Origin of the sequence: Serratia sp. BFP-2025 (genome assembly GCF_050880365.1) — a bacterium.
Taxonomy (GTDB): domain Bacteria; phylum Pseudomonadota; class Gammaproteobacteria; order Enterobacterales; family Enterobacteriaceae; genus Serratia; species Serratia surfactantfaciens.
The window spans coordinates 401401-425971 of the sequence record NZ_JBPAFV010000002.1 but is presented as its reverse complement, the minus strand read 5'-3'; the positions used below and the strand labels follow the sequence as shown (position 1 = coordinate 425971).

The following is a 24571-nucleotide window of genomic DNA, read 5'->3' as shown; positions in this document are numbered from 1 at the left end:
TAACTAGCCTGGGGGAGCTGCGGCGCCTCCTGCGGCATAATTTCAGGGAATGTCATGAACAAGCGGATTCTGTTGGCGATCGTCATCGCTGTCGTCATCGCCGTTTTCAGCGCCTTGCGCGGCAACGAGCACCGAGCGATCGGCGGCAACCCGGCGGTAACGCAGGCACCGGCATCGGCGGGGCAGCCGCAGAGCATCGATCGACTCACGCAGCAGCAAACGGTGGTGAGCTACCTGCAGCAGCATCAGCGCCTGCCGGACTATTACGTCACCAAGAAGCAGGCGCGCGAGCAGGGTTGGGATCCGCGTTCAGGCAACCTCTGTTCGGTATTGCCGGGCAAGGCGATTGGCGGCGATCGATTCTCTAACCGTGAGGGGCAGTTGCCGACCGCCGGCGGCCGGGTTTGGCGCGAAGCGGACATCAATTACCAGTGTGGCCGGCGCGGCGCCGATCGCCTGCTGTATTCGAGCGACGGTCTGATCTTCGTCACGCGCGACCATTACAAAAACTTCATTCGTGTGGAGTGAGTTTGATGGCAAAAGTAGAGTTTGATTTTGAGCAGATCCAGGATGTGCCGGCCTTCTACCGCGATTTCGCGCACAAGTTTGCGCTGAACGAGGAGTTTGGCGCCAACCTCGACGCGCTGTGGGACGTGGTGACCGGCGATATCGGTTTGCCGGTGGAAATCGAGTTCACCCACCTGAATGCCCGCAGCAAGCGTCGTTTCGGCGCGATCATTCTGCTGTTTGAAGAGGCGGAAGAAGAGCTGGAAGGCAGCCTGCGTTTCAATATCCGCGAAAGCAGCGGCGAACCGGCGCATCACCGGGGATGAAACGGGTTCATCCCGGGATGGCGGCAGCGCTTAGTCGGTCGCTTCGGCCAGCTCGCGCAGGTATTGGAAGATCTGGCGGTAAGCCTTAGGCGGCTTGTTGGCGGCCTTCTCTTTCTGCGCGTTGCGCACCAGTGAACGCAGCTGTTGGCGATCGGCGGCCGGGTACAGATCCAGGATCGACGGGATAGCGTCATCGCCTTCTTCCACCAGGCGGTCGCGCAGCGCTTCCAGCTTATGGAACAGCGAAACCTGCTGGTTGTGGCGGTTTTTCAGCTTGTCGAGCGCGGTCTGGATCGGCTCGATATCGCGGGCGCGTAGCATCTTGCCGATCAACTGCAGCTGACGGCGACGGCCTTCTTTCTTGATCTTTTGCGCCAGCTCGATGGCGGCGCGCAAATCTTCGTCCAACGGAATGCGGTCCAGCGCGTTTTTGCCCAGATCGACCATTTCGGCCCCCAGGTCTTTCAGCGCTTCGGCATCACGTTTAATTTCACTTTTACTGACCCAGATAATCTCGTCATCGTCCTCGTTTTCATTCTCCGGGACATCGTCGAGCCAGTCTTCAGGCTGTTTGTTCATGGTAGGCTCCGTTAAAAAGAGGCTAATCCTAACAGGTTGCCGGCTTTATGCGAAATTCAACGCGGTTCCTGTTAGACTCAACGGCAGAGATCTCAGGATTTTTGCGCGCCGCCTCGCGTGCACAACTACGCCGCTCCGGCACTTTTCTCAACGATTTTCTGATTAATTATGGCAGATTGATGAAAGTAGTCACTCAAGTTGCAGAACAGCGCAAGGCGCTGGAACAGGCCGTTTCTCAGGCGCTGGAGCTGGCCCGCGCCGGTTCCGACGCGGCGGAAGTCGCGGTCACCAAATCGACCGGCATCAGCGTCAGCACTCGCTTCGGCGAAGTGGAAAACGTCGAGTTCAACAGCGATGGCGCGCTGGGCATTACCGTGTATCACCGCCAACGCAAAGGCAGCGCCTCATCCACCGATCTCAGCCCGGACGCCATCGCCCGCACCGTGCAGGCGGCGTTGGACATCGCGCGCTACACCTCGGAAGATCCTTGCGCCGGCCCGGCGGAGAAAGAGTTGCTGGCGTTTGAGGCGCCGGATCTCGATCTGTTCCACCCGATCGAACTGGACGCCGATCGCGGCATCGAGCTGGCGGCGCGCGCCGAGCAGGCTTCGCTGGCGGCGGACAAGCGCATCACCAACACCGAAGGCGGCAGCTTCAACAGCCACTACGGCATCAAGGTGTTCGGCAACAGCCACGGCATGCTGCAAAGCTACTGTTCCAGCCGTCACTCGCTGTCCAGCTGCGTCATCGCGGAGCAGGACGGCGACATGGAGCGGGATTACGCTTACACCATCGGCCGGGCGATGGGCGATCTGCAAAGCCCTGAGTGGGTGGGTCAGGAGTGCGCCCGCCGCACGCTGGCGCGTCTCGCGCCGCGCAAACTGTCGACCATGAAGGCGCCGGTGCTGTTCGCTTCCGAGGTGGCCACTGGGCTGTTCGGCCATCTGGTGGGCGCCATCAGCGGCAGCAGCGTTTATCGCAAATCCACCTTCCTGCTGGACTCGCTCGGCAAGCAGATCCTGCCGGCGTGGCTGACCGTCGAGGAGCATCCGCATCTGTTGAAAGGGCTGGCGTCGACGCCGTTCGACAGCGAAGGCGTGCGCACCCAACGGCGTGATATCGTCAAGGACGGCGTGCTGCAGACCTGGCTGATGACCAGCTATTCGGCGCGCAAGCTGGGCCTGCACAGCACCGGCCATGCCGGCGGCATCCATAACTGGCGCATTGCCGGGCAGGGCGCCGACTTTGCCGGCATGCTGAAACAGCTTGGCACCGGCCTGGTAGTCACCGAGTTGATGGGGCAGGGCGTCAGCGGCGTCACCGGCGATTACTCGCGCGGCGCCGCCGGTTTCTGGGTGGAAAACGGCGAAATCCAATATCCGGTCAGCGAGATCACCATCGCCGGCAACCTGAAAGACATGCTGCGCAACATCGTCAGCGTCGGCAGCGATATCGAAACCCGCAGCAATATCCAGTGCGGTTCGGTGCTGCTGCCGGAAATGAAGATCGCCGGCCAGTGATCCCCAGCGCAGCCGGCGCCCGCCGGCTGCGCATTATCCTGTCTCAACCTTGCTTACAAATCTCCGGTTTCGATTTCGCCCGGCCTTGCCTATGGTAACGGTGGGTTAATTAAAACAATAACTGGAAGGTGAGCAAACATGCAGAATACCCTGAAAGCGCTGGCGGCGTTGGCGCTGCTGGCGGCCAGTTCGCTGGCGGTCGCCGCCGATCTCGGCGACGATATGGACACCCTGGCGGAAAACTACAAAACGGTGCTGAATACCGACTCCGCCGCCACCCTCAAACAAAGCCTGCAGAACATGCGCGCGGCGGCGCAGGACGCCAAACTAGGCACCCCGCCGAAGCTGGAGGACAAAGCTGCCGACAGCCCGGAAATGCAAGATTTTCATCGCGGATTGGATACCCTGATCGGCCAGATCGATCAGGCACTGGCGCTGGCCAATCAAGGTAAAGTTGCCGAAGCGAAGCAAGTGGCGCAGGGCTTCAAGCAGACCCGCGACGCCAACCACAAGAAATTCCGCTAATCCGTCAACCCTCGCGCCCGTCCTCCGTCAGATAGGCAGAGGGCGCCTGCCCCAGCACGCGGCGAAACATGGTTGAAAACGCCGCGCTGCTGTCATACCCCATCTCCATCGCCACCTGCGTCACGCTGCACCCTTCCGCCAGCAGCGCCAGCGCCAGCACCACGCAGGCGCGCTGGCGCCATTGCGAAAACGGCATACCGGTCTGCGCGCGAAAGAAGCGGCTGAAGGTGCGAATGCTCATGTACAGACGCGGGGCCCACTGCTGCGCGGAGTCGTGGGCGTCGGGATGCTGCAAAAAGGCGTGGCACAGCTCGCCGAGCCGCGGATCGGCGGGCAGCGGGATATGCAGCGGCAAGGGCTGCAGCCGGGCCAGCTCGTGCAGCAGCAGGGTCGCCAATGCCCCGTCGCGTCCCGCTTGCTCATACTCCAGCGGCATATCCACCGCCGCCATCAACAGCTGGCGCATCAGCGGGGTGACGCTGACCACCTGGCATACCTGAGGCTGTGCGGCGGACAAGGCGCCGGGTTCGAGGTACAGGCTGCGAGTGGTGACGCCGACCATCCTCACCGCGTGCGGCATCTGCGGCGGCAGCCACACCGCGTGCTGTGGCGGGACCACCCAATTGCCTTGCTGCGTGAAAACGTGCATCACGCCGGTGGCGCCGTACAGCAACTGCGCGCGCCGGTGGCTGTGCATCGGCAGCAGATGCCCCGGCGGATAGTCGGTCCCGATGGCGATCACCGCGCGCGCTACATGGTCGAAGTCATCAATGCGAACATTGCGCATGTATCCCCTTTGGCGAGCAGATTGGCCGAAACGCAATGATAGTTGGCCCTTCATATAAAGCAAGCCAGCTCCCCGGGTTCTACTATCGGGGCAGAAAAATAATGCTTGTCCGGGGCGCCGTTATTTTATCGGCCAGGAAGCCCGTGCAAGTTTTCACACCGGGGTGGGACGAGCGTTCTCGTTCTCGCAATACAAGAAGTTAATAAGGAATAAAGCGTCTTTTTATTCCAACACCTGAAGCAATAGTTCTTAGCGCAGTTAAATGACTATAAGGTGATATTTCATGTATAAGTTCGGTGTGATTGGCGGCGGAGCCGCCGGGATCTCTTTTGCCTATAACTTTATAAAAAATAAGTCGGTTAATCATTGCAAAAGACCGCTTTCCCTGACGGTTTTCGACAAGCATGGCTTCAAGGGCGGGATGGCATACAGCAGCGATTTTGACAGCCATATATTAAATATGACGCCGGAAAATATGTCGGCGGATATTTTCGACGAAGCGCATTTCGTCGATTGGATCGCCATGCATTTTCCGCAATTTTGTCAGGATCGTTATCCGCCGCGCTGGTTATATCGGGAATATCTCGATTTTATTCGCGACATGACAATGTATATGGCGGCGGACAGTAACGTGATATTGAATTTCGTGACCGCCGAAGTGAACGCCATCGCGCCGCACGAGGCGGGCTATCGGCTGACCACCGCCTGCGGCGCCGTCGAACAGATGAACGCGCTGGTGCTGTGTTCGGGGCACAACCCGCCGGAATGTCTCTATCCGGTGGACGGGGTGATCGCTTATCAGGCGCATCAGGAGCTGCCGCCGATCAACCCTTACTCGGCCATCGGTGTCATCGGCTGCAGCCTGACGGCGATCGACGCCATCGTTGAACTTATGGAGCGTTTGGGGGCGACCGATATCTGTGCCCTGTCGCGTTCCGGTCTGTTCCCCAGCGTGCAGCCGGCGCTGATGCGTCCGCCGCCGGAAGCGTTTGTGACGGAGCTGCGGCGCTTTGTCGCCGGCAATGATTTTATTGATGCGCATCAGCTGGTGCATGCGATCAACGCCGCGCTGGCGCGTCACTATCCGGGGCCGGAGCGGTTGGTGGTGCTTTCGGCGCTGGGGGAAAGGCGCGACTGTTATCGCGATCTGGCGGACAGCCTCGATCGGGCGCGCTTTGCCCGGGAACATATCTGCAGCTATCTGGCGGCGATCCATCCGACAGTCTGCGCCGCCTGGGTCAAGATGGATGCTCATAACCGGCAGGTCTTCATGCGTTTTTACAACTCCTCCTGGATGCGCAATCGGCACGCCATGCCGATCAAAAACGCCAACAAGATCGCGGCGGCCCTGGAGAGCCAGCGTCTGCGCGTCTGTGGCGGCCTGGCGGATATCAGCAAGGGAGCGGACGGGTTTATCCTGCGTTGCCATGATGCTCGGGTGCATACGCAATACCTGTTCAACTGCACCACGCCCTCTTATCAACTGCCGCCCAATCGCCTGAGCCATCAGCTGCTGGAGGATGGGCTGGTGCAGGAGAACCTGTTCGGCGGCGTGAAGTGCGACCCGCATACGCTGAAAATCGCGGACCGCCGCGGTCGCGAGCAGCATCTTTACTCGCTCGGCGCGCCCGCCAAGGGCGACCTTTTCTACACCTCGGCGATGGAATCCATCACGCGGGATATCAGCAAGATCGTGTTCAATAACCCTATTTTCAATGCAAAGAAGGCTGAAGTATGAAAAACGTAGCGCTCTTTGTCGGCAACGACATTTTCTCCTGGCTGGTGTGCCAGGATCTGATCGCCGCCCTGAAGGACGACTGTGCTTTTACGGTGTATTTCCCCCTGGCGAAAAGCGCCGGACGCACACAGGAGCCGGCGGTTCGCCGACTGGGGTTGTATGAGCGCGAAGTGCTGAATGATTTCGTGTTTCCGTTCGTTGGCCGCAACGCCGGCGCCTGCGAGGGCGCCTATCAGCCGCCGGCCCTGTTCCTGGCCGCCGCCGGGGTAAAAGCGCATCGCGTTCTCGACATCAACGACGCCACGTTTATCAGCAGCCTCGGGCATATGGACGGGGTGATCTCCCTGCGTTGTTATCAGAAATTTTCCGCTGACTATGTGCGCGCCTTCAGCCGACGCGGCAAGCTGCTGTGGAACCTGCATCCGGGGGATTTGCCGCGCTATCGCGGGGTGATGACGCTGTTCCGGGCGATGATGAACGGTGACAAGGATTGTGCGGTGACGCTGCATGAAATGGATGAGCACTGGGACGCGGGGCCGGTGCTCGCCCGCTTGCCTGCCGAGCTGCGTCACGACCTGTCGTTCCTGGAAAATATGATGCTGCTGGGCGTGCAGAGCGGCGGCTTCCTGGCGCGCCAGCTGATGCGGGCGGAGCACAGCGAAGCGATAGCGGCGGAGAAGCAGGGCGATTCGCGCTATTGGGGCTTCCCGGACGCGCAGACGCTGGCGCTGGCGGAACAGGCGGGCATTGAGCTGGTGGACCATGACGCCGTGCGCGAGCAGTATCTGGGGCTGTTCGTCGGCGATCGTTTCCACCCGCTGGCGGGGCAGTTCTGCGCCGGGTTCGACGACTTCGTTCGGGCGCACGGCCATGATTGAAACGCTCATCGTGCTGGGTGCCGGTTTTCTGACCGGCATCACCACTATTCTGTTCGGCTTCGGCGGCGGTTTTGTGGTGGTGCCCTTTGTCTATCACTTGATCTCCGCGTCGGGCGAGCAGCCCGGTCAGGCGATGCATATTGCGGTGGCGACCTCGACGGCGGTGATGATCCTCAACGCCAGTTACGCCACCCTGACCAACTGGCGCAGCGGCAACCTGCTGCGCGAAACCATCGTGCCGCTGATCTTTTTCATCGGCATCGGGGCGGCGCTGGGCGCGTTCGCCTCCTCGCTGTTGGCGGACGGCGTAATACGCGGGCTGTTCGTGGTCTATATGGCGGTGACCATCGCCGACTGTCTGTTCCGCCGGGGCTTCCTGATCAAACCGGCGCGCGCCGAACTGTCCACCGCTACGCTGTGGGGCGGCGGGCCGCTGATCGGTGGCATCGCCACTCTGCTGGGGGTGGGCGGCAGCGTGATGACCGTGCCGCTGCTGCGCCGCCATGGTTATGACATGAAGTATTGCGTCAGCGCCGCCAACCCGTTGTCGATCCCGGTGGCGGTGATCGGCGCGCTGATGTATGTCGTGTTGGGGTGGCGCGAGATGAGCGGGCCGCAGTATCTGGGCTACGTCAATCTGAACATTCTGGGGCTGCTGGTGGCGGCGGGGATTGCGGGGATCGTGTTTGCCAGGCGCTGTTTGCCGAAGGTGAGCGATGCACTACATGCCAAAATCTACGTACTGCTGCTGATCGCCGTGCTGATCGCCATCTGCATCTGAGACAGAAAGGGCGGCCGGATGCCGCCCTGATAACCGCTTAACGGTGGTATTCGCCCGCCGCTTCCGGCTGGTACAGCAATTCCAGCACTTCAATCCGCGCTTCTTCACCGTTCGGCAATTGCCAGGAGATCTGCTTGCCGACGTGCATGCCGAGCAGCGCTGCGCCCAGTGGCGCCATCACCGACAGCTGATCGTGGCTGTCTTTCAGCGATGCCGGATAGACCAGCGTGCGCACGTGCTCTTCATCGGTGTGCAGATCGCGAAAACGCACGCGGCTGTTCATGGTCACCACGTTGGCCGGCATCTTCTCAGGCGGCAGGATCTCCGCGCGATCCAATTCGTCGTTCAGCGCGGCGGCGACGTCGGTATTGGCAAAGGCCGGTTGTTCCAATAGCGCATCCAGGCGTTCCGCATCCAGCTCATTAATAGTAATGATGGGTTTGGTCATTCCACTCTCCAGTCAAATCAAAGGGTGCCAGTCTGTGCACCCATAAATTCGGAAAAACAACACAAAGCAACACCCCCGCGCCAGAGGAGCGGGGGTGTGGGTAATGTCGGTTTGTCCTATTGATAGTAGGCGGTTGAGGCGAGAAAAGAAAGAGATCCCGATCACGAAGGCTTTTATCGTCAATCGTGGCAAAAGAAACGGTTAGCTGGGTTATGTATTTGTTATCTCATTTACTTTTTCGCCGCCGCGCCGTTTTGCGAAATGGATCTCCGCGCGTCATTCGATTTCCACTTCGAACTGGAAAAAACCGGTCTACACAGAAAATCCTGGCGGGGGTAGGGTAAAGACATCACAGAAAGCGGGTTATTCAGGTGATGCGCTTTACGGCTTACTGATTAATGTGGGATCTAGGGGTACTGAAAAGTGAATGATGGATCTGCTTCGATAAAAGAAATTGAACAATCCGATGTCAGCGAAGCCGGGGCGATCACCGCTCGGGTATTGGCGGATATTACCGCGATGCTGAATGCTGACAATATTTATACCAATGCGGTGCAGCAACAGATGCTGGAGTCGCATATTCGCGCCATGGTGCTGCGTTCAATAACCGGTGAGCCATTGCCGGAGGTGGATAAATCGTTATTCGACGAAATTTCTGCCGAATCCATGCAAATGGCGGAGCGCGTGGTGAATCAGTTTGGCACATTGCCTATCGAAGAAGCCTATTTGCTGTCCGTGCACTTCGAAGTGGCGAAAGATAATAACGCATAGCGGTTAACGCATCGATTTCAATCAGGAGAATATACCATGGGTCAAATTACCGTAGTGATCGGCGATCGTTTGGGTAAAGGGCAAAAAGTCGGACAAGGCGTTGAAAGCGCAGGCGGAAAAGCGGTGGTTATCCCCGGCGTGGCGGCGGATATGAAGCTGGGCGACGTGATGAAAGCGGAAAATGCACAGCTGGGCATCTCTTTTTGCGGCAGCGGCGGCGCCGGCGCGATTACCGCGCAAACCAAACACGGCTACAAGGCAAAATACGGCATGCGCTCGGTGGAAGAGGGCGTGACGGCAATTAACGAAGGCTACAACGTGCTGGGCTTCGGCTTTATGGATAAAGAAGAGCTGGGCCAGAAACTGGTGGAAGCCTACGTCAAAAAACATGGCAATCCATAATGAAAGAGCAATATACCACATCGGTAAAGGTGGAGGGTAAAGGCGACAGCAAGGCGAAAGCTTTTGCTTCCGCCTTGGCTAATGTGCAGGGCGCGGTATTAAAGTCCACCAATAATATTCTGCTGCGCATCGAGCCGCAGGACGTCAGCGTCTTGAAAGCGGAAGAGAAAATAACTAAAGAGAAATTTCTTTTCTTCTTTTTGCCGCGCGAAAGAAAAAGCTATGCCGTTTCTCTGGAAATAACCGTGAACGTAACCATTATCAACACCGAGAAGGTTGTCTTCGTCACGAAATAAAAACGTTAGCATAAATGAAAGGGTATACTGATGTTTTTAATCATCTTATTTAAATCGATTATTATCGGTGGACTGGTGGGGGTCGGCGTAGGGGCCGGCGCCGCGCGCATGTTCCACGCACCGACCACACAGGGCATGGGGGCGTTTCGCACCCTGGGCGAGCTGAACTCCTGCGAGGGCGATCCGGCTTCCCATTTCTCATTCGGTCTGGGCTTCTTCTTCAACGCCTGGGCGTCTTCCGTGGCGGCGGGTTCCTTCACGCAGGACGTCGACCACCGCATCATTCCGCACTGGGGCGCGGCGGCCTTGATGGTCAAGAACCGCAACCTGGCGCAAACGCTGCACGATCCGAAAAAAATGGCTATCGCCTGCGGCATCATCGGCATGCTGGTGGTGGCCTTCCTCAACACCACCGCTTCCGCTGTGCCCGCCGCGCTGCAGGTCACCGCGATCAAGGTGCTGGTGCCGGCGGCCAACCTGCTGGTGAATACCGTGATGCCGGTGATCTTCTGGCTGGCGGCGATCGACGCCGGGCGCCGTTCCGGCTTCTGGGGCACCATCTTCGGCGGCCTGGCGCAGCTGATCATGGGCAACGCCGTACCGGGCCTGGTGCTGGGCATTCTGATCGGCAAAGGCGTGGAAGAGAGCGGCTGGAACAAGATAACCAAGATCATGATGGCGGTGATCGTGCTGTTGTTCGTGCTGAGCGGCTTCTTCCGCGGCTTCGACATGAAAGTTCTCGAGTCCTTCAGCCTCGGCGTGCCGGGCTGGCTGGACGCCATTCACAACACCCTGAGCGGTAAATAAGGAGCGGGATGATGGAAGAGCAAACCCAAAAAGGCTTCTGGTACGCCGACTGGTCATTCCCGATTTTTGTTGGCCTGCTGTCCTCCGGCGTGTTCGCCGGGACGCACATGTACTACCTGTACGGCATCGGCGCCTTTAACGAAGTGGCGTTCGTCTCCATGCTGCGGGCAGGGATGGATACCGGCGTGTACGGCGCGGTGGCGGCGTTCGGCGCCAGCTTCCTATTCGCGCGCATCATCGAAGGCTCGCTGGTGGGCATCCTGGACATCGGCGGCGCGATCCAGACCGGCGTCGGGCTGGGCGTCCCGGCGCTGCTGCTGGGGGCCGGCATCGTGTTCCCGGTCGCCAACTTCGCCGCGTCGCTGGCCACCGGTCTGATCATCGGCCTGGCGATCGGTTACGTGATCATCCTGGCGCGCAAATTCACCATCAATCAGAGCAACTCCACCTACGGCGCGGACGTGATGATGGGCGCGGGCAACTCGTCGGGCCGTTTCCTCGGGCCGTTGATCATCCTGTCGGCGATGACCGCTTCGATCCCGATCGGCATCGGTTCGCTGCTCGGTGCGCTGCTGTTCTATATCTGGGGCAAACCGATCACCGGCGGAGCGATCCTCGGCGCGATGATCCTGGGAGCGATCTTCCCGGTAGCCATTTCTTAAGAGGCCTGCGCCAGGCGCCGCCCGATGCTGCGGCGGCGCCCGGGCTAACAGGAGCAATGCGGTATGTATGACTTAGTAATCAGAGGCGCCAGACTGGCGGACGATACGCTGATCGATCTGGCGGTAAAGGACGGCAAAATAGCCTCGGTGGGGCGGCTGGCGGCGGACGTCAGCGCCGTTCGCCAACTGGATCTGGCGGGTAACTGCCGCCTGAGCGCCGGTTGGATCGATGCGCACGTGCACTGCTATCCCGAATCGCCGATTTACCATGACGAACCGGATCGGGTCGGTGTCGCCAGCGGCGTCACCAGCGTAGTCGACGCCGGCAGCACCGGCGCCGACGATATCGACGCTTTTTATCAGCTGACGCGCAGCGCCAAAACCAACGTTTTCGCCTTCCTCAACATCTCGCGCATCGGCCTGCTGCGGCAGAACGAGCTGGCGGATATGGCGGACATCGACAAGCGCGAGGCCGGCCAGGCCATCGCCAACCACCCCGGTTTCATCATCGGCATCAAGGCGCGCATGAGCAGCAGCGTGGTGGGGAAAAACGGCACCCGGCCGCTGGTGTTGGCCAAAGAGATCCAGCAGGAAAACCGCCAGCTGCCGCTGATGGTGCATATCGGCAACAACCCGCCGGATCTGGACGAGATCGCCGATCTGCTGACCCGCGGCGACATCATCACCCACTGCTACAACGGCAAACCAAACCGTATTCTGACGCCGGCGGGCACATTGCGCGAGTCTATCCAGCGCGCGCTGCGGCGCGGCGTGTTGCTCGACGTGGGGCACGGCACCGCCAGCTTCAGTTTCGAGGTGGCGCGCCAGGCGATCAAATTGGGAATTTTGCCGCACACCATCAGCTCCGATATTTACTGCCGCAACCGCATGAACGGGCCGGTGCATAGCCTGGCGACGGTGATGTCCAAATTCTTCAGCGTCGGCCTGACGCTGCCGCAGGTGATCGCCTGCGTCACGGAGAACGCCGCGTCGGCGCTGCAGCTGAGCGGCAAGGGCCGGCTGGAGCTGGGCTATGACGCCGATTTCACGCTGTTTGAACTGCGCCGCGAACCGCAGGTCTTCGCCGACGCCGAAGGGCAAACCGCCGAGGGCGAACAGCTGCTGGTGCCGCTGGCCGCGGTGGTGGCCGGGGAAATCCTATTAACCGAACAAGGGGAGGCAAGCCATGTCTTCGATTTATGAAAAATACGGTTTGAAGCAGGTGATCAACACCTCCGGCCGCATGACCATTCTCGGCGTTTCCACGCCGCGCCAGGACGTGATCGACGCCGTTGATTACGGCCTGAATCACTACTTCGAAATCAAGGATCTGGTCAACAAGACCGGCGCCTACATCGCTGACCTGCTCAACGTGGAGGACGCGGTGATCGTTTCCTGCGCCTCGGCGGGCATCGCCCAGTCGGTGGCGGCAGCGATCGTTAAAGATAACGCCAATCTGCTGGTGAACCTGCACTCGGCGCCGATCACCGTGCCGCGCGAGATCGTGTTGCCGCGCGGCCACAACGTCAACTTCGGCGCGCCGGTGGACACCATGGTGGCGCTGGGCGGCGGCAAGGTGGTGGAGGCGGGCTACGCCAACGAATGTTCGCCGGAGCAGATTGAAGCCTGCATCACGCCGCAGACGGCGGCGATCCTGTACGTCAAATCGCACCACTGCGTGCAGAAAAGCATTCTGTCCGTCGAACAGGCGGCGGTGGTGGCGCGCAAACATAACCTGCCGCTGATCGTCGACGCCGCGGCGGAAGAAGATCTGATGTGTTACTACCAGATGGGGGCCGATCTGGTGATCTACAGCGGCGCCAAAGCCATCGAGGGGCCGACCAGCGGCCTGGTGATCGGCAAGAAACAGTACGTCGAGTGGGTGAAGCTGCAGTCCGGCGGCATCGGCCGGGCGATGAAGGTCGGCAAAGAGGGCATCCTCGGCCTGACGCAGGCAATTGAAAGCTATCTGACGCTTGAGAAAACCACCGGGCAACAGATGGTGGAGCGGATGACGCCGTTCCTCGATAGCCTCAACACCCTGACCGGCGTCAGCGCCAAAACCGTCTGGGACAGCGCCGGCCGCGATATCGCCCGCGCCGAGATCACTTTCGACGAAGCAGTGCTGGGGCGGTCGACCTATGACATCGTCCAGGCGCTGAAAACCGGCGATATTGCCATCTACTTCCGCGGCTACAAGGCCAACGAGGGCAAGATTGAGGTCGACGTGCGCAGCGTCGACGAGCAACAGCTGATGACCGTCTTTAGCTGTATCAAGAACCTGTTTACGGAGAAACAAGCATGAAGCTGCAGCCTAACTACTATCGCGACCGCGTCTGCCTGAACGTGCTGGCCGGCTCCAAAGCCAACGCGCAGGACATCTATGCCGCGGCGGAAGGCCATGTGCTGGTGGGCGTGCTCTCCAAGAACTACCCGGACGTCGACAGCGCGGTGACCGACATGCTGCGCTATGCGCGCCTGATTGAAAACGCGCTCTCGGTCGGCCTGGGCGCCGGCGATCCGAAGCAGTCGGCGATGGTCAGCCTGATCGCTCAGCAGGTGCAGCCGCAGCACGTTAACCAGGTGTTTACCGGCGTCGGCGCCAGCCGCGCGCTGCTGGGCCAGAACGACAGCGTGGTCAATGGCCTGGTGTCGCCGACCGGCCGCGTCGGCTGGGTGAAGATCTCTACCGGCCCATTGAGCGCCGAGGCGCCGGACGGCATCGTGCCGGTGGAAACCGCCATCGCCTTGCTGAAGGACATGGGCGGCAGCTCCATCAAGTATTTCCCGATGGGCGGCCTGAAGTGCAAGGACGAATACCAGTACGTAGCCAAGGCCTGTGCCGAGCATGACTTTATGCTGGAGCCGACCGGCGGCATCGATCTGGAAAACTACGAGCCGATCGTCGAGATCGCGCTGGCGGCCGGTGTGAAACGCGTGATCCCGCATATCTACAGCTCGATCATCGACGCCGCCAGCGGCGATACGCGTCCGCAGGACGTGAAAACCCTGCTGGCGATGACCAAAAAGCTGGTGGGTTGAACGCGTAATGGGATGAGGTAAACGCTGGGAGGCGAAGGTTTTCCCGTGGCGCGGCATGCCGCGCCGCCGTTAGCTATAGCCTATAGCTTTCAAGTTGCAGCTAGGCGGCAAGCGCAGGAGCCCCAGGAGCTTACTTAAGTAAGTGACTGGGGTGAGTGCGGGCAGCCAACAACGCTGCGGCTTGAAAGATGACGGATATATACTGAGGATTACTATGCGAAACTGGCAGGCTTCAACCCGACGCACCGCGTTGTTCCTGGCGCTGCTGGCCGTGACCGGCCCGGCGCTGCATGCTGAGGATGCAATGAACTCCACGTCATCTCATTTCGCCTATATCGGCACCTACAATCCCAACGGCGAAGGCGTTTACCGGGTGCAGGTCGATCCGGCCAGCGGCGCGCTGAGCCACGCCACGCTGGTCAGCAAAGTGCCGAATCCGGCGCAGCTGACGCTGAGCGTTGACGGCAAGACGCTGTATGTCGCCAGTGAAGTGGCCGACTTCAACGGCGGCAAACACGGCGGTATCACCGCTTACCGGGTCAATCCGGCCGACGGCGGCCTGATCCAGCTCAACCAGGTGGATTCGCAGGGAGCGGGGCCGGTGTATCTCTCATCGACGCCAGACGGGCGCCATCTGCTGGTGGCCAACTACGTCAGCGGCAGCGTGGCGGCTTTCCCGATCGAAGCGGACGGCAGCCTGGGTGCCGCCAGCTCGGTGCAGCAACAGCAGGGCCCGGCGGGGGCGGCCAAACCGGCGGCGGCAGTGAACGGCAGCTTCGCCATCAGCGATCACAACGGCCCGCATGCCCATATGATCGCCAGCGATCCGAGCGGCAAGTTCGTGTTCTCCACCGATCTGGGCTTGGATCGCATCTACCAATGGCGCTTTGACGCCGCGAGCGGCCGGCTGACGCCGAACGATCCGCCGTGGATCGCCGCCTCGTCCGCCGGTGCCGGTCCGCGCCACTTTGTGTTCCATCCGGACGGCGGCACCGTGCTGCTGGTGAACGAAGAGGCTTCGACATTGACCAGCTACCGTTTTGATCGCCAAAAAGGTACTCTGAAACAACTGCATGCGGTTTCCGCGCTGCCCGCCGACTATCAGGGTACCAGCTTCGCTTCGGGGTTGGCGCTCAGCAAGAATGGCGGCACGCTGTACGTCGCCAACCGGCTGCATAACAGCATTGCCCAGTTCAGCGTGGGCGCCGGCGGTGAGTTGAAACCGGTGGCGGAAACCTGGACCCGCGGTGATTACCCGCGTTCGCTGGCGCTGAGCCCGGATGGCCGCTATCTGTATGCGCTTAACCAGCGCAGCGATAACGTCACCCGCTTCAGCGTCAACCCGACGGACGGCAAACTCAGCTTTGCGGGCGGCTATCTGCCGATCGGCAGCCCTTCGCAAATGGCGTTCCTGCCGCCGCCGAAGTAACCCGTGGCCCGCCCGGTTCGCCGGGCGGGCCGCCTGATTGACGGACACAGAATGGTGCGATTTCCTTACCCGCGTTTGGCTTACTTGTTCGATGCTTTGCAAACCGAGACTTTGCCGCAGGATGAGCTGGCGAAGCGTTTCGCCGTGTCCACCCGCACGGTGCGGGCGGATATCACCGCGCTGAACGAGATCCTGGACAAATACGGCGCGCGCTTCGTGCATAATCGCGGGGCCGGCTATCGTCTGCAGGTCGATAACGCTGCGCTGTTCAGCGCCCTGCAGCAGCAGGAGCGCCGCAAGCAGGCTACCCCGCGCAGCGCGCAGGAGCGGGTGCATTATCTGCTGGTGCGTTTTTTGACCTCAGCCTTCTCTCTCAAACTGGAAGATCTGGCCGACGAGTGGTTCGTCAGCCGCGGCACGCTGCAAAACGACATGGCTGAGGTGAGAGAGCGTCTGGCGCATTATCAATTGACGATCGAAACCAAGCCGCGCTACGGCATGAAGCTGTTCGGCGCGGAAATGGCGATCCGCGCCTGCCTGACCGATCTGCTGTTCCAGCTACAGCTGGCCGACGCCGAGAACCCGTTGCTCAACAACGAGATCCTGCTGCAGCCGCAGGTGGCGGCGTTCGCCGGATTGTTGCACCCGCTGCTGTCGCAATATGCCATTCGCCTGACCGACGAGGGCGAGCAGTATCTGATCTTCTACTGCGCGGTGGCGCTGCGGCGCATCAGCGACGGCTATCCGCTGCCGGACTTCGAAGTGGAGGACGGCGACGAGGCGGTGCGCCAGGTGTCGACCCGCCTGGCGGCAGAGCTGCGTTCGGCCTCCGGCAAAGAGATCTCGATGGCCGAAGAGGCCTATTTGCGGGTCAACATCGCCGCGCGGCGCGTGCAGGACGTGCAGCCGACCGAGATCAACGCCGACGATGAAGAAGCGCTGGTGGACTACATCCTGTCCTACATCAACGCGCACTATAACTACAACCTGCAGGGCGACGAGCAGCTGCGGGCCGATCTGCTCACCCATATCAAAACCATGATTACGCGGGTGAAGTACCAGATCAATATCCCCAATCCGCTGCTGGCCAACATCAAGCAGCACTATCCGATGGCTTACGACGTGACGCTGGCGGCGGTCTCCAGCTGGGGCAAATACACCCCCTATACCCTGAGCGAGAACGAGATCGGCTATCTGGTGCTGCATATCGGCGTGGGGCTGGAGCGACATTACAACATCGGTTATGAACGCCACCCGCAGGTGATGCTGGTGTGCGATACCGGCAACTCGACGGTGCGCATGATCCAGGCGCAGATTGCGCGCAAGTATCCGCAGTTGGTGATGACGCGCATCGTTTCGCTGCGCGATTACGAGATGCTTGCGCATATCGACGAAGACTTCGTGATTTCCAACGCCCGCATCGGCGAGAAGAACAAGCCGGTGGTGGTGATGTCGCCGTTCCCGACCGATTATCAGCTGGAGCAACTGGGCAAGCTGGTGCTGGTGGATCGCACCCGGCCGTACATGCTGGAGAAGTTCTTCGACGCCGAGCATTTCATGGTGCTCAACGAGCCGCTGACGCAGGCTGAGCTGTTCAGCCGGGTGTGCGGCCAGCTGGAGCGAGAAGGGTACGTCGGCGCGGACTTTTATCCGTCGGTGGTCGAACGCGAGGCGATCGTCTCCACGCTGCTGGGCGAGGGCATCGCGCTGCCGCATTCGCTGGGGCTGCTGGCGAAGAAGACCGTGGTGGTGACGCTGCTGGCGCCGCAGGGCGTCGCCTGGGGCGAAGGCGAGGTCGCGCACGTGATTTTCCTGCTGGCGATCAGCAAGAGCGACTATGAAGAGGCGATGGCGATCTACGAGCTGTTCGTCACCTTCGTGCGTGAGCGCTCAATGAGCCGCCTGCTGGGCAGCGACAGCTTCGACAGCTTCAAAGCGGTGGCGCTGGACTGCCTGAGCCGAAGCTGAGTGGGAGATAATATGGGGGGATTGGGCGCAAAGGTGCGCCCTCAGCGGCTAATCTTCATCAAACCCGGAGTTGAACAGCTCGACCACCGCCGCCAGCGCGTTGACTTCGTCGGGGCCGGTCGCCTCGACTTCGATGTGCCGGCCCTGGGCGGAATCCAGCATCAGCAGCGCGATGACGCTGCTGGCTTCGGCCTCGGTGCCGCTTTCGTTGCGCAGCATCACTTCGGCGTCGAAACTTTGCACCAGTTCGAACAGTTTCATCGCCGGGCGTGCGTGCATGCCCAGCTTGTTTTTGATTTCAACCGTCTGTTTGACCGTCATTGTTTGCGCTTTTCCAGCGTGCGGTGGCGCGACTGCACGTTCTTGCCGCGCGAGCGGAAGTAATCGGCCAGCTGTTCCGCCACGTATACCGAACGGTGCTTGCCGCCGGTACAGCCGATAGCGACCGTCAGGTAGCTGCGGTTGTTGGTTTCCAGCATTGGCAGCCATTGCTCCAGGTAGCTGCGGGTCTGGTAGATGAAGTTGTGCACTTCGGTATGGCGATCGAGGAACGACGCGACCGGCTTGTCCAGACCGGTCATCGGCCGCAGCTTCGGATCCCAGTGCGGGTTGGGCAGGAAGCGCACGTCGAACACGTAGTCGGCGTCGATCGGAATGCCGTGCTTGAAGCCGAAGGATTCGAACACCATGGTCAGCTCGCGCTCGCGCTTGCCCAGCAGGCGGGTGCGCAGCATTTCGGCCAGCTCGTGCACCGACATTTCCGAGGTGTCGATAATCAGATCGGCCCGCGAGCGCAGCGGTTCGAGCAGGTCGCTCTCTTCGTCTATCGCGCTTTCCAGCGACAGGTTTTTGCTGGAGAGCGGGTGCAGGCGGCGGGTGTCGCTGTAACGGCGGATCAGCGTGTTGCGATCGGCGTCGAGGAACAGCAGCTGCGGCGAGAAGCTGTCCGGCAGCTGAGTCATCGCGTATTCAAACACTTCCGGCGATTCCGGCATGTTGCGCACGTCGATGCTGACCGCCGCGGAGATATTGCGTTCCGCCAGCGTATTGGCGAGCTGCGGCAGCAGGACCACCGGCAGGTTGTCAACGCAGTAAAAACCCATGTCTTCCAGCGCCCGCAAGGCGACGGATTTTCCGGAACCGGAACGGCCGCTGACAATCATCAGCACCATGTGGCAACTCCCCTGGCATCGCGGCGGCGTTCATCGCCACCGTTGGAAACTTTGTTATTCCGGCCGCAGCCGGATCCATCATCGTGAAACAGTATCGTTATCCGGGCTGGAAGTCACGCCGGCCGGGCATCACTCGGTGATGATTTGGTAAAGTTCTTCGTCGCTCTGCGCGGCGCGCAGGCGGCGGCATACGGTTTTGTCGGCCAGGCGTTTGGCGACCAGCGACAGGGTATGCAAATGGGTTTTGCACTGATCGGCAGGCACCAGCAGCGCGAACAGCAGATCGACCGGCTGATTGTCGATGGCGTCGAAAGCGATGGGTTGGTCGAGACGGATAAACACGCCAACGGCCCGCAGTGTGTCCTCTTCCAGTTTGCCGTGGGGAATGGCGATACCGTTGCCGATACCGGTGCTGCCCATGCGCTCCCGGGTGAGAACCGCGTCAAACACCACCTGCGAAGGCAGATTGAGCTGTTTGGCGGCCAGTTCGCTGATAATTTCCAAAGCCCGCTTCTTGCTGGTGCAGTGTACCGAGCTTTTGGTGCACTCGATGTTTAACACCGAGCTTAATTGCATATATTCGTTGTTCATCTCATCTTCACTTAAAACCGCGCCACCGGGCGGACCCGGCAAGGCGGTTTTTCGTCGGTTTTAACCCTGATTACCGTTCGGCGCGTCACCCATGCGGGTCACGCGCCGAACGGCGAGGCTGCGACGTATGCAACCTCATGGAATGGGTTAGGGTGTCAGTGTTGCTTCAATTTGTCTTTATGTTTGTTCAATTGACGTGCCAATTTGTCGATCAGCGTATCAATTGCGGCATACATATTCTCGTCTTCCGAGGTGGCGTGCAACTCGCCTCCATTCACGTGCACCGTTGCTTCCGCAATTTGCTGCACTTTTTCCACACTTAATACAACATACACCTGATTGATGCGATCAAAATACTGTTCGAGTTTGGCGAACTTGTTGTTCACGAACTCGCGCAACGGATCGGTGATTTCGATGTGGTGTCCGGTAATGTTGAGCTGCATAGTGTCTTCCTTCTCAATAGAGGTCAAACCAACTGTTTGCGTTGGTTCGACGGCGGGATGGACAAAGACTCTCGGTACTTGGCGACGGTGCGCCGCGCCACGATGATCCCCTGATCGGAGAGCAGGGTGGCCAGCTTGCTGTCGCTGAGTGGTTTGGCGGGGTTTTCCGCCGCAATCAATTTCTTCACCAACGCGCGGATCGCCGTCGAGGAGGCTTCGCCGCCGCTGTCGGTATTCACGTGGCTGGAGAAGAAATATTTCAATTCGAAAATGCCGCGCGGGCTGTGCAGAAACTTCTGCGTGGTGACGCGCGAGATCGTCGATTCATGCATCTCCACGGCCTGGGCGATATCCGCCAGCACCATGGGTTTCATAAACTCTTCGCCCTGCTCGAAGAACGCCTGCTGCTGGCTGACGATGCAGCGGGTGACCTTCAGCAAGGTTTCGTTGCGGCTCTCCAGGCTTTTAATCAGCCACTTGGCTTCCTGCAGGTTGCTGCGGATAAACTGGCCGTCGGCTTCGCTGCGCGCGCTGTTGCCCAGCGCGGCGTACTGCTGATTGATCTTTAAACGCGGCACGCTGTCGCCGTTGAGCTCCACCGTCCACTTGTTCTGCGTCTTGCGCACCAGCACGTCCGGAATCACGTATTCCGATTCGCCGGTATTGATAGACTGCCCCGGGCGCGGATCGAGCGACTGAATCAGCAGCATCGCTTCTTTCAGTGTATCTTCTTTTAGCCGGGTTGATCGCATCAGGCTGCGAAAGTCGTGGTTGGCCAACAGATCCAGATGGTCGCTGATGATGAGCCGGGCTTCGGCCAGATAAGGGGTGTCTTTGGCGTATTGGGAGAGCTGCACCAGCAGGCAATCGCGCAGATCGCGCGCGGCGACGCCGATCGGATCGAAACGCTGCACGCGCTTCAACACCGCCTCGACTTCCTCAAGGGTCACGTTCTCGTCGCCCAGGCTTTCCAGAATGTCTTCCAGCGGGACGGTGAGGTAGCCGGTGTCGTCCACCGCGTCGACGATGGAGGTGGCGATGGCGGCGTCGGTATCGGAAAACGGCGTCAGATCCACCTGCCACATCAGGTAATCCTGCAGCGTTTGGGTGGTCTCGCCCTGATAGATCGGCAGCTCATCGTCGCTGTAGTCGGTGCCGGTGCCGGACGGGGTGCCGGCGGTGTAGATTTCATCCCAGGTGGCGTCCAGCGGCAGCTCTTCCGGCATGTCTTTCTGTTCCAACGCCTCGCGGGTATCGAGCCCCTCGGTATCCTGGGTTTCTTTGGCGTCGATTTCGTCGTGCAGATCGGTCTGTTCAAGCAACGGATTGCTCTCTAGCGCCAGCTGGATCTCTTGCTGAAGCTCAAGCGTGGACAACTGCAGCAGGCGGATCGCCTGCTGGAGCTGAGGAGTCATGGCCAGCTGTTGGCTGAGCCTGAGTTGCAAACCTTGCTTCATAGTCTTCTGTCTACTTCCGTTAACGGTGTCGCCCCGCAGGGCGCGCCGGCGCTCAGAGGCGGAATTCTTCGCCCAGATAAACGCGTTTTACCTGCTCGTCGGCCAGAATAGCATCCGGCGTGCCGTGGGCAATCAGTTTGCCCTGGCTGACGATATAGGCGCGTTCACACACGTCCAGCGTTTCGCGCACGTTGTGGTCGGTGATCAGCACGCCCAGGCCGCTGTCACGCAGGTGCTCGATGATTTTCTTGATATCGATAACGGAAATCGGATCCACCCCGGCGAAGGGTTCGTCCAGCAGAATGAATTTCGGGTTGGCCGCCAGCGCGCGGGCGATTTCGACGCGGCGGCGTTCACCGCCGGACAACGCCTGGCCGAGGCTGTCGCGCAGATGGGAGATATGGAACTCTTCCATCAGCTCCTTGGCGCGGTCCTCGCGCTGCTCGCTGGTGAGATCGGGACGGATCTCCAACACCGCCATCAGGTTGTCGTACACGCTCAGACGGCGGAAGATCGACGCTTCCTGCGGCAGATAGCCGATGCCGCGGCGCGCGCGGGCGTGCAGCGGCAGCAGGCTGATGTCTTCTTCGTCGATCACGATGCGCCCGGCGTCGCGCGGCACGATGCCGACCACCATGTAGAAGGTGGTGGTTTTACCGGCGCCGTTCGGCCCGAGCAGGCCGACGATCTCGCCGGATTTCACTTTCAGGCTGACGTCTTCGACAACTTTACGGCCCTTGTAGGCTTTCGCCAGGTTTTCTGCGATGAGTGTTGCCATAAGTGATTAGTTACTCTTTTTTTGCCCGTTTTTGTCTTGCAACTGCGACGGTACCAGAACCGTTGTCACGCGTTTGCCTTTGTCGCTAAACGCCTGCATTTGCTGCTGTTGCACCAGATAGGTGATGCGATCGCCTTTCACGTTGCTGTCGAGCTGCTCCAGATAGGCGTTGCCCGTCAGGGTCACCAGCTGGGTCGCCACGTCGTAACGCACTTTCTGCGCGTGGCCTTTGACCGGTTTGCCGCTGTCCTGCATCTGGTAGAAGGTTACCGGGTTGCCGAACGCTTCAATATAGGTCTTATTCTGATCTCCGCCCGGACGGGTGACCACCACCTTGTCGGCGCGGATATCGATGGTGCCCTGTTTGATCACCACGTTGTCAGTGAAGGTGCTGACGTTGCTTTGCATGTCCAACGACTGCTTGAGCGAGTCGATGCTGACCGGCTGGCTGGAGTCGGATTTCAGCGCCAGAGCAGGGGCGCTGGCGGCCAAAACTAAGCTGCCGATCAACAGATTACGGAGTTGGTTTTTGGTTCTGGATTTCATAGTTGGTCTTAACCTTATCAATCAGCTCAGCGGTTTTGGTCCGCAGGTTCCCACGCATTTTCATGCCGTTAGAGGTAAAATTGGTCCCGTAAAGCGTGACTTCGTCATCGGAGGTGACGTCCTGGGTGACCAGGTTTACCTGAGCGTTGTCCGTCTTAATTTTTTCCAGCTGCGAGGTGGTGGTCAGGCTGTTTACCTCGACGTGACCATACAGATACAGCATCCGGTCTTTTGTCAGTTTGGCGCGATCGGAGCGAACTGACCAGGTGGCCACCGCATTCTCATCGAACAGCGTCATCACCGGCTGGGTGAACCAGCTCAGCTCGCCGGCGGTGTAATACTTCGCGTCTTCCGCCACCAGCTTGTAATTCAGCTTGCCGGCCGGGTTGTACACCACGGTGACCGTATGCTGGCTCTGGTAGGTCGGATCCTGATCGTTGGCCGGGCCAGGCGCGGTGTCGTCGCTGAAGTCCGTCATGTTCCAGCCGATCAGCGCCAGAACGATCACCGTCAACAGGATGGTGATCCACAGTTTGGTTTTACTCATATCGACAGCCCTTTGGCGTCCTCCAGCTTATTTTGAGCCAAAAGAATGATGTCGCACAGTTCGCGCACCGCGCCGCGGCCGCCGGCAATGCGGGTGACATAGTGAGCGCGCGGCGTCAGCAGCGGGTGTGCGTCCGCCACCGCGACCGCCAGCCCGACCTGCGCCATCACCGGCCAGTCGATCAGGTCATCGCCAATATAGGCGACCTGATCCGCCGTTAACGACAGTGTATCCAACAGTTCGCGGAAGGCCAAAAGCTTATCGGATTGCCCCTGATACAGATGGGTGATACCGAGCGTCTGCGCGCGGTCTTCCAGCAGCTTGGCGGAGCGACCGGTGATGATCGCCACCTCAATGTCCGAGGTTTTCAAGCAGCGGATGCCGTAGCCGTCGCGCACGTTGAACGCCTTCAATTCTTCACCGTTGTTGCCCATGAAGATCAGGCCGTCCGACAGCACGCCGTCAACGTCGCAAATCAACAGGCGAATGTTCCCGGCACGCGCCATAACCTCTTGTTCTACCAGCCCGTAGCAGGTTTCTACCATACCCATTCCGTTCTATTCCTTAATTAAACGACGCCGGCGCGCAGCATGTCATGCATATGTACCACACCCAGCAATTGGTCGCCATCGGCAACCAGCAGTGCGGTGATGTGGCGTTGTTGCATCAGGTTCAATGCATCGACCGCCAGGATATTGGGGCGCGCCCGCACGCCGCCCGGCGTCATGACATCGGCGATCTTCGCCTCGTGCAGGTTGATGCCCATGTCGAACACCCGTCGCAGGTCGCCGTCGGTAAAGATGCCGGCGATTTTCATCAGATCGTCGCAGATCACCGTCAGGCCCAGATTTTTGCGGGTGATTTCCAGCAGCGCGTCGCGCAACGAGGCGTCGGCGCTGACGTGGGGCATTTCGTCGCCGCTGTGCATGATATCGCTAACCCGCAGCAGCAGTTTGCGGCCGAGTGCGCCGCCCGGATGGGACAGCGCGAAATCTTCCGGCGTGAACCCGCGCGCTTTCAGCAGCGCGACGGCCAGCGCATCACCCATCACCAGCGTGGCAGTGGTGCTGGTGGTCGGTGCCAGCCCCAGCGGGCAGGCCTCCTGCGGCACCTTGATGCACAGGTGGATATCCGCCGCCTTGCCCATCGAACTTTCCGGGTTGTTGGTCATACAGATGAGGGTGATCTGCTGGCGTTTCAATACCGGGATCAGCGCCAGGATCTCGCTGGACTCGCCGGAGTTGGAAATCGCGAGCACGATGTCCTGCGAGGTGACCATACCCAAATCGCCATGGCTGGCTTCCGCCGGATGAACGAAGAATGAGGGGGTGCCGGTGCTGGCGAATGTCGCGGCGATCTTGCAGCCGATATGACCGGACTTGCCCATGCCCATCACCACCACTTTGCCGCTGCAGGCGGCGATGGTTTCGCAGGCGTGGGTGAAGTCTGCGTTGATGTAGCTGTCGAGCTGGGCCAGCCCTTCACGCTCTATCTGAAGCACTTCTTTACCGGCCTGTTGAAAATCGAAGCCCGGTTGCAACTCAATGTTCGACATACTCATTCCCGTCGGT

31 protein-coding genes are annotated in these 24571 nt (G+C 60.1%); 17 read left to right on the top strand and 14 right to left on the bottom strand.

Annotated features, from left to right (window positions below; genetic code table 11):
* Positions 1-54: 54 nt before the first annotated feature.
* Both ACRAWE_RS17500 and ACRAWE_RS17495 read left to right on the top strand, forming a co-directional pair.
* Entirely contained in the window at positions 55-528 is a 474-nt protein-coding gene (locus tag ACRAWE_RS17500; protein ID WP_019453158.1) for a ribonuclease, read from the top strand.
* 5 nt (positions 529-533) lie between these two features.
* Positions 534-833: a barstar family protein gene (locus ACRAWE_RS17495; RefSeq protein ID WP_019453157.1), complete on the top strand. Its 300-nt coding sequence runs from the start codon at positions 534-536 to the stop codon at positions 831-833.
* 30 nt (positions 834-863) lie between these two features.
* Here ACRAWE_RS17495 and yjgA read toward each other — a convergent pair whose 3' ends face one another.
* Positions 864-1412: a ribosome biogenesis factor YjgA gene (yjgA, locus tag ACRAWE_RS17490; protein ID WP_197667931.1), complete on the bottom strand. Its 549-nt coding sequence runs from the start codon at positions 1410-1412 to the stop codon at positions 864-866.
* A 179-nt stretch (positions 1413-1591) separates the two neighbouring features.
* On the opposite strand from yjgA, the gene pmbA reads away from it, so the two are divergent.
* Positions 1592-2932: a metalloprotease PmbA gene (pmbA, locus tag ACRAWE_RS17485; RefSeq protein ID WP_063918690.1), complete on the top strand. Its 1341-nt coding sequence runs from the start codon at positions 1592-1594 to the stop codon at positions 2930-2932.
* A gap of 138 nt (positions 2933-3070) precedes the next feature.
* The gene (cybC, locus tag ACRAWE_RS17480) at positions 3071-3457 is read left to right on the top strand and encodes a cytochrome b562 (RefSeq protein WP_019453154.1); all 387 of its coding nucleotides are present in this window, start codon (positions 3071-3073) and stop codon (positions 3455-3457) included.
* Positions 3458-3461: 4 nt separating this feature from the next.
* On the opposite strand, the gene ACRAWE_RS17475 is transcribed toward cybC, so the two are convergent.
* The gene (locus ACRAWE_RS17475; protein ID WP_019453153.1) at positions 3462-4244 is read right to left on the bottom strand and encodes an AraC family transcriptional regulator; all 783 of its coding nucleotides are present in this window, start codon (positions 4242-4244) and stop codon (positions 3462-3464) included.
* A gap of 199 nt (positions 4245-4443) precedes the next feature.
* On the bottom strand, positions 4444-4695 hold the full coding sequence (locus tag ACRAWE_RS17470) for a hypothetical protein (RefSeq protein WP_432525689.1): 252 nt from the start codon (positions 4693-4695) through the stop codon (positions 4444-4446).
* Between ACRAWE_RS17470 and ACRAWE_RS17465 the strand changes: the two genes are divergently transcribed.
* The 3 genes from ACRAWE_RS17465 to ACRAWE_RS17455 are packed head-to-tail and all read left to right on the top strand — an operon-like array spanning position 4588 to position 7641.
* Complete coding sequence (locus ACRAWE_RS17465; protein WP_432525688.1) at positions 4588-5982, top strand: FAD/NAD(P)-binding protein; 1395 nt, start codon at positions 4588-4590, stop codon at positions 5980-5982. The two genes, ACRAWE_RS17470 and ACRAWE_RS17465, sit on opposite strands and share 108 nt — an antisense overlap.
* Entirely contained in the window at positions 5979-6860 is an 882-nt protein-coding gene (locus ACRAWE_RS17460) for a formyltransferase family protein (protein WP_019453151.1), read from the top strand. Before ACRAWE_RS17465 ends, ACRAWE_RS17460 begins: the two co-directional genes overlap by 4 nt.
* Complete coding sequence (locus ACRAWE_RS17455; protein ID WP_197667930.1) at positions 6853-7641, top strand: sulfite exporter TauE/SafE family protein; 789 nt, start codon at positions 6853-6855, stop codon at positions 7639-7641. Before ACRAWE_RS17460 ends, ACRAWE_RS17455 begins: the two co-directional genes overlap by 8 nt.
* A 37-nt stretch (positions 7642-7678) precedes the next feature.
* Here the strand turns inward: ACRAWE_RS17455 and rnk are convergent, their stop codons facing one another.
* The gene (gene rnk / locus ACRAWE_RS17450; protein ID WP_004936993.1) at positions 7679-8089 is read right to left on the bottom strand and encodes a nucleoside diphosphate kinase regulator; all 411 of its coding nucleotides are present in this window, start codon (positions 8087-8089) and stop codon (positions 7679-7681) included.
* Positions 8090-8533: 444 nt separating this feature from the next.
* Between rnk and ACRAWE_RS17445 the strand changes: the two genes are divergently transcribed.
* From ACRAWE_RS17445 to ACRAWE_RS17400, 10 genes are all read left to right on the top strand, one after another.
* Entirely contained in the window at positions 8534-8860 is a 327-nt protein-coding gene (locus ACRAWE_RS17445) for a glycine dehydrogenase (protein WP_086012753.1), read from the top strand.
* Positions 8861-8896: 36 nt separating this feature from the next.
* Positions 8897-9262 (top strand): glycine-rich SFCGS family protein, encoded by a 366-nt coding sequence (locus ACRAWE_RS17440; RefSeq protein ID WP_019453148.1) that lies wholly within the window; start codon positions 8897-8899, stop codon positions 9260-9262.
* Positions 9262-9558 (top strand): DUF4312 family protein, encoded by a 297-nt coding sequence (locus ACRAWE_RS17435; RefSeq protein WP_019453147.1) that lies wholly within the window; start codon positions 9262-9264, stop codon positions 9556-9558. Before ACRAWE_RS17440 ends, ACRAWE_RS17435 begins: the two co-directional genes overlap by 1 nt.
* 30 nt (positions 9559-9588) lie before the next feature.
* A complete protein-coding gene (locus ACRAWE_RS17430) occupies positions 9589-10365 on the top strand; it encodes a DUF4311 domain-containing protein (RefSeq protein ID WP_004937006.1) in 777 nt (258 codons plus the stop codon).
* Positions 10366-10376: 11 nt separating this feature from the next.
* Positions 10377-11027: a DUF4310 family protein gene (locus ACRAWE_RS17425; protein ID WP_004937013.1), complete on the top strand. Its 651-nt coding sequence runs from the start codon at positions 10377-10379 to the stop codon at positions 11025-11027.
* Between the two features lie 63 nt (positions 11028-11090).
* Complete coding sequence (locus ACRAWE_RS17420) at positions 11091-12230, top strand: amidohydrolase/deacetylase family metallohydrolase (RefSeq protein WP_432525664.1); 1140 nt, start codon at positions 11091-11093, stop codon at positions 12228-12230.
* The gene (locus ACRAWE_RS17415; RefSeq protein WP_019453145.1) at positions 12214-13332 is read left to right on the top strand and encodes a DgaE family pyridoxal phosphate-dependent ammonia lyase; all 1119 of its coding nucleotides are present in this window, start codon (positions 12214-12216) and stop codon (positions 13330-13332) included. Before ACRAWE_RS17420 ends, ACRAWE_RS17415 begins: the two co-directional genes overlap by 17 nt.
* Positions 13329-14069 carry a 2-dehydro-3-deoxy-phosphogluconate aldolase gene (dagF, locus tag ACRAWE_RS17410; RefSeq protein ID WP_019453144.1) on the top strand — a complete coding sequence of 247 codons (741 nt, stop codon included), beginning with the start codon at positions 13329-13331 and terminating at the stop codon, positions 14067-14069. Before ACRAWE_RS17415 ends, dagF begins: the two co-directional genes overlap by 4 nt.
* A gap of 214 nt (positions 14070-14283) precedes the next feature.
* Entirely contained in the window at positions 14284-15498 is a 1215-nt protein-coding gene (locus ACRAWE_RS17405; RefSeq protein ID WP_063918695.1) for a lactonase family protein, read from the top strand.
* A 51-nt stretch (positions 15499-15549) separates the two neighbouring features.
* Positions 15550-17466: a BglG family transcription antiterminator gene (locus ACRAWE_RS17400; protein ID WP_432525663.1), complete on the top strand. Its 1917-nt coding sequence runs from the start codon at positions 15550-15552 to the stop codon at positions 17464-17466.
* A gap of 48 nt (positions 17467-17514) precedes the next feature.
* On the opposite strand, the gene npr is transcribed toward ACRAWE_RS17400, so the two are convergent.
* From npr to kdsD, 10 genes are all read right to left on the bottom strand, one after another.
* Positions 17515-17787, bottom strand: a complete 273-nt coding sequence (gene npr, locus ACRAWE_RS17395) for a PTS phosphocarrier protein NPr (protein ID WP_004937034.1) — start codon at positions 17785-17787, stop codon at positions 17515-17517.
* Entirely contained in the window at positions 17784-18638 is an 855-nt protein-coding gene (gene rapZ, locus ACRAWE_RS17390) for an RNase adapter RapZ (protein ID WP_015379177.1), read from the bottom strand. The genes npr and rapZ overlap by 4 nt, the downstream gene beginning before the upstream one ends.
* Positions 18639-18767: 129 nt before the next feature.
* Positions 18768-19229 carry a PTS IIA-like nitrogen regulatory protein PtsN gene (ptsN, locus tag ACRAWE_RS17385; protein ID WP_016930212.1) on the bottom strand — a complete coding sequence of 154 codons (462 nt, stop codon included), beginning with the start codon at positions 19227-19229 and terminating at the stop codon, positions 18768-18770.
* Between the two features lie 155 nt (positions 19230-19384).
* A complete protein-coding gene (hpf, locus tag ACRAWE_RS17380) occupies positions 19385-19672 on the bottom strand; it encodes a ribosome hibernation promoting factor (protein WP_004937038.1) in 288 nt (95 codons plus the stop codon).
* Between the two features lie 23 nt (positions 19673-19695).
* Positions 19696-21129 carry an RNA polymerase factor sigma-54 gene (gene rpoN, locus ACRAWE_RS17375; RefSeq protein WP_063918697.1) on the bottom strand — a complete coding sequence of 478 codons (1434 nt, stop codon included), beginning with the start codon at positions 21127-21129 and terminating at the stop codon, positions 19696-19698.
* Positions 21130-21181: 52 nt separating this feature from the next.
* A complete protein-coding gene (lptB, locus tag ACRAWE_RS17370) occupies positions 21182-21907 on the bottom strand; it encodes an LPS export ABC transporter ATP-binding protein (protein ID WP_004937040.1) in 726 nt (241 codons plus the stop codon).
* Positions 21908-21913: 6 nt separating this feature from the next.
* Positions 21914-22453, bottom strand: a complete 540-nt coding sequence (gene lptA / locus ACRAWE_RS17365; protein ID WP_025160121.1) for a lipopolysaccharide ABC transporter substrate-binding protein LptA — start codon at positions 22451-22453, stop codon at positions 21914-21916.
* A complete protein-coding gene (gene lptC, locus ACRAWE_RS17360) occupies positions 22422-23000 on the bottom strand; it encodes an LPS export ABC transporter periplasmic protein LptC (RefSeq protein WP_019453139.1) in 579 nt (192 codons plus the stop codon). Before lptC ends, lptA begins: the two co-directional genes overlap by 32 nt.
* On the bottom strand, positions 22997-23551 hold the full coding sequence (kdsC, locus tag ACRAWE_RS17355) for a 3-deoxy-manno-octulosonate-8-phosphatase KdsC (RefSeq protein WP_432525661.1): 555 nt from the start codon (positions 23549-23551) through the stop codon (positions 22997-22999). Before kdsC ends, lptC begins: the two co-directional genes overlap by 4 nt.
* A 17-nt stretch (positions 23552-23568) precedes the next feature.
* The gene (gene kdsD / locus ACRAWE_RS17350; RefSeq protein ID WP_432525660.1) at positions 23569-24555 is read right to left on the bottom strand and encodes an arabinose-5-phosphate isomerase KdsD; all 987 of its coding nucleotides are present in this window, start codon (positions 24553-24555) and stop codon (positions 23569-23571) included.
* Positions 24556-24571: the final 16 nt, after the last annotated feature.